The sequence below is a fragment of the Oscillibacter sp. genome (assembly GCF_032018205.1).
Classification (GTDB): domain Bacteria; phylum Bacillota; class Clostridia; order Oscillospirales; family Oscillospiraceae; genus Oscillibacter.
On record NZ_DALZOY010000012.1, the window covers coordinates 1 to 3,880 of the forward strand.

At 44.7% G+C, this 3,880-nt stretch carries 3 protein-coding genes and 1 pseudogene; 1 reads left to right on the forward strand and 3 read right to left on the reverse strand.

Translation table 11 applies throughout. From position 1 onward, the window contains the following. Positions 1-446 precede the first annotated feature (446 nt). Together RTU96_RS10240 and RTU96_RS10245 are read right to left on the reverse strand one after the other, a co-directional pair. Positions 447-665 (reverse strand): hypothetical protein, encoded by a 219-nt coding sequence (locus tag RTU96_RS10240; protein WP_312636492.1) that lies wholly within the window; start codon positions 663-665, stop codon positions 447-449. A 316-nt stretch (positions 666-981) separates the two neighbouring features. Continuing rightward, on the reverse strand, positions 982-1,599 hold the full coding sequence (locus tag RTU96_RS10245) for a hypothetical protein (protein WP_312636493.1): 618 nt from the start codon (positions 1,597-1,599) through the stop codon (positions 982-984). A 555-nt stretch (positions 1,600-2,154) separates the two neighbouring features. Here RTU96_RS10245 and RTU96_RS10250 point away from each other — a divergent pair. Continuing rightward, the gene (locus tag RTU96_RS10250) at positions 2,155-2,550 is read left to right on the forward strand and encodes a hypothetical protein (RefSeq protein WP_312636494.1); all 396 of its coding nucleotides are present in this window, start codon (positions 2,155-2,157) and stop codon (positions 2,548-2,550) included. 690 nt (positions 2,551-3,240) lie between these two features. On the opposite strand, the pseudogene RTU96_RS10255 reads toward RTU96_RS10250, so the two are convergent. Further along, positions 3,241-3,880: pseudogene (locus RTU96_RS10255) on the reverse strand (hypothetical protein); the annotation flags it as partial.

The following is a 3,880-nucleotide window of genomic DNA, read 5'->3' on the forward strand; positions in this document are numbered from 1 at the left end:
AAATTCCGCTACATACAGAGTCAAAACAAAAAGGTTGCACGGAACCGTGCAACCAAATCAAGATTCTTTTCAACTCAGTAATTAACATAAAAAAATAGGAGTATCCCATGAGGATACTCCTATGGTCGAGGTGACAGGATTTGAACGCATACAACACTTATTTATATACAATTAACTTAATAATTTAGGAAACTTTATGCATTTTAAAGTACATAAAGATGATAATGTGTTTAATTATGCAAAACTCAAAATGGATGTCATTGCGTAGCACCGGTGCTTTTTTCACAAAACAGGGAATTGAACTCCCATTTATCCATAATATTGCATATCCATGCTTCTTATAGTCTTAGAGATTGACTATAAAGTAAAACGACGATTTCCTCCGCCCATTTGGGAGAAAATCATCGTTTTAACTAAAGCTACTAGCTTATTTCAATATCACCAACTCAATACCACAACAAAGCTGCGCTGTACGGGTTACTTCCGGTAATGTTGCGAGTAGCCACCAACACTAAGCGATCACCTTCAGAAACAGGAATGGAGGTAACCTCATTTCCAATTGAGTTTGTGCCAATTGCCGGAGCGCCGGAATAAGCCGGCAATATTTGCACCAGTGGTCCAATAGGTTCAAAATCATTTTCAGTAAGCCACACTGTTCTATACATTTGAACAATAGTATCTGCTATATTTTCTGCCGTAATAGTACACCCTGCTGATGTCGAGATATAACCTGACACCTTTGTAATGGTTCCGTTTTAGGAAATAAACCCAAGTTGAGGCCTCCAGCAGTTGTGTTAATAACTCCTCCTGTTATCACCCTATCTCCTGTGCTGGTTTCCAGTCACGCACTCCTGTCCTGTTAGTTTTCGACTGTAAATAACGGCAACCCACTTTATAATTAAGCAATTGACATTTATACCCTTTCTATTTGCGTTGATATTTCAATTGAAGAACCTAATCTCGGGCATTCCGAAAGATAAGTTAAGACAGCTTAATTATCCGAATAGTAATATTCGGAATTTCAGAAAAGCCTGAGTCGTAGGTGTTTCCACCATTAGAATCTGCGACCATTCGGAGCGTGCCAGAGCCGGGCCCAACACTTACAATAAAACCCCCACTTATAGTCACAGCGATAGCGACAGTCAATCCTTTTACAATTGTTGCCGAGCCAGGGATGGCTACGCCGTCTAAGGTAAACTCAGCACTCGCATTGACAGCATCATCGGTTCCAGTAACTGCTGTATATTCAACAGAATAGATGCCTTCTGCTAACACTATATCGGGGGTATTCGGTGTATGTGTAATATCAGAAGATAATATCAAATTAGTGTCTAAAGGCACTGGAGTATGCTGAGGGATGAATGTTGTTATAGGTGTAAAATTTGCAATGAATGCATTTTGATTTGTAGCAACAGCGCCCGTGGGGCCTTGGGAGCCGGTTGCGCCGTCTGCACCTGCAGGGCCAGTGGGCCCGATGTCGCCCTGCGGGCCGGTGGGGCCGGTAACGCTTGGATTCTCAATGGTGACAATAGCGGAGCCCGGTGTCACAGTAATATCAAGTGTAGTAGATTCAAAAATTAAGTCATCGCCATATTTCATAGTAGCTGTTCCGGTAATCCCAACTACATTAAAAAGGAAATCTCCAGGGTCGATTGTCCCGGTAGGACCCGTTGGTCCGATATCACCCTGCGGGCCAGTTACGCCGATTGGGCCTGTCGGTCCAGTTGGGCCAACATCGCCTTGTATCCCTTGTGGTCCTTGTGGTCCTTCCGGCCCTTGGCAACCTTGCGCCCCTTGAGGACCTTGCGGACCTTCCGTCCCGGCAGGTCCTTCCGGTCCTATTGGACCAGCCGGTCCAGGGATGCCCTGAGAACCCTGAGAACCTTCCGGCCCCGGGCCCCCTCGGGTCCACGGGGGCCCGGGGGGCCAACGGGACAATTCGGATTATAATTTGGAGTGGTAGAGCAGGACGCACATCCGGATCTTGCGCTCCCATTAGTGGGTTCGCCCGATTCGAGGGTGTCGTATTCATGCCTATCATTATTTATCATAGCGCTATTCCTCTCGATAATTCCAGAATAAGAGTGCGTACTCTTAATAACAATGTATGTGCGAGCCAACATTGAAGTGCCATTTTTCCTCTTTACACAAGAGTTGGATACACCTACGGGTCCGGCAGTCGACCTTGCCGGTGCACAATATGCAGATGTATGTCCCAGGGAACGAGCGGAGCGTATATACGTTTCTGATAAAACCATAAAGTTTAATACAGAAATCACGAACGGAGCACCATATATAAACTACGATCCTGCAGAAGGTACGTTTGTAATAAGTAGGCCCGGCAAATACGTGATAAACCTTATGCTTTTTGTGGCAAATATTATTGATGGGAATAAAACGCAAATTATTCTTGAAATGAACGGAGCAATTGTGGTCTGTCATGATGTTGTTCTTTCCTCATGTGCATTTAAGGATGTTATTCTGGTAAACCGCGAAAAAAGTGAACTGTGTGTTTTAAACAGTGGGGAAAAATCGAACTTACTGAATTAGTGAACTCTGTTTCGGGCGTATCCCTTTGGGGTCTTGTATGGGGCTGCTGCGGCAGTTTAGCAATGGTCTGTGAGGGCGTTCCACCGCCTAAGGTCTGCCGACTGTCACAAGGCTCTTCGAATTATAACAGGCTCTCTGCTTGTTTCGCTTGTATCTCACTAGCATGATTTCCCCTTTCCAGAAAACAGGAAAAGCCGGAGAATAAAAGTGAATTCCTGCACTCCACTTCTCCGGTTCAAGTCGTTGTTTTTAAATTTTATTGTTGGCTATCTATGAAAGAAGCCGCTTTCTTTTTGGCTTTTCTATTGTGTCAGAAAGGTCGCTGATGTTATTAATAGGTTTGAATCTTTGAGGTGCGCAAGTCACTTTGTTTACTCATTTTTGAGCAAAGACCGTGGGCGTGGGTTCAAATCTATGGACAAGTTTGATTTATAATACTTACGAAATCGAATGCTTTTTTGACAGCATTTTCGAGGTATAAATCAGCGTGCGGATTTCTGGTGGATACTTGAAAAGAGTAGAGAACTCTGGCCAACTCCGTTGCCAGGGCTGTAAGACAACTATATATTAAAAAAAGAGGCTGTCACACCACATGGTTTTCATTTCCAGTGTGACAGCCATCTTCTAAGAAATTGGGTGTTTTGGAAGTGACGGTCCAATATACTTAGCCGTGTCATTCATCATTTTGTTTTAAGCAAAAGAGAAGCCAACTGAGCCGAAAGTATACATCCCTACTAAATAATCAGCAGCAGCTGTCATGTCCTGCCATCCGTTCACTATGGCAATAATTGTCCCGGCTGGAATTGTAACGGTTGTCGGCGGGGTGTAAGATGTTGTCTGCAATATTGTGCTAACGGGAATAGTAGTTCCGCTAGCATAAGGTTGATCAGAATATGCAAGTGTTTCTGGAATAACAGTAAAATTGTAAGTTCCAGTCGCCGATGTTGCCAAAGCCATGAAGGGACGAAGCTCGGAATTAACATTCGTTGCAAGCGCAGCACTGTTGTTATAAATGGCCGATATTGATGTCACAGCTACATCAAACGGGAAAGTCAGAAAATATTGAGTCAAGTTTGCTGCAAAAGGTACTGTAAAGGAATTTCCGCCAGTCATAGCAAGCTCAGCAGAACATCCGCCAGAAATCATAATGGAGATTCCAGTTGGAAGGCCACTTTGCGTTCTGACAGCAGTGTATGGGGAACCTCCACCTGGAGAAAAGTTAATGGCAAAACCAGAACCAGGGGGGCCGGTTGCTCCATCAGCGCCGTCTGCACCAGCGGGGCCAGTGGGGCCTTCGGGGCCGGTTGCACCGTCTGCACCGTCTGCACCG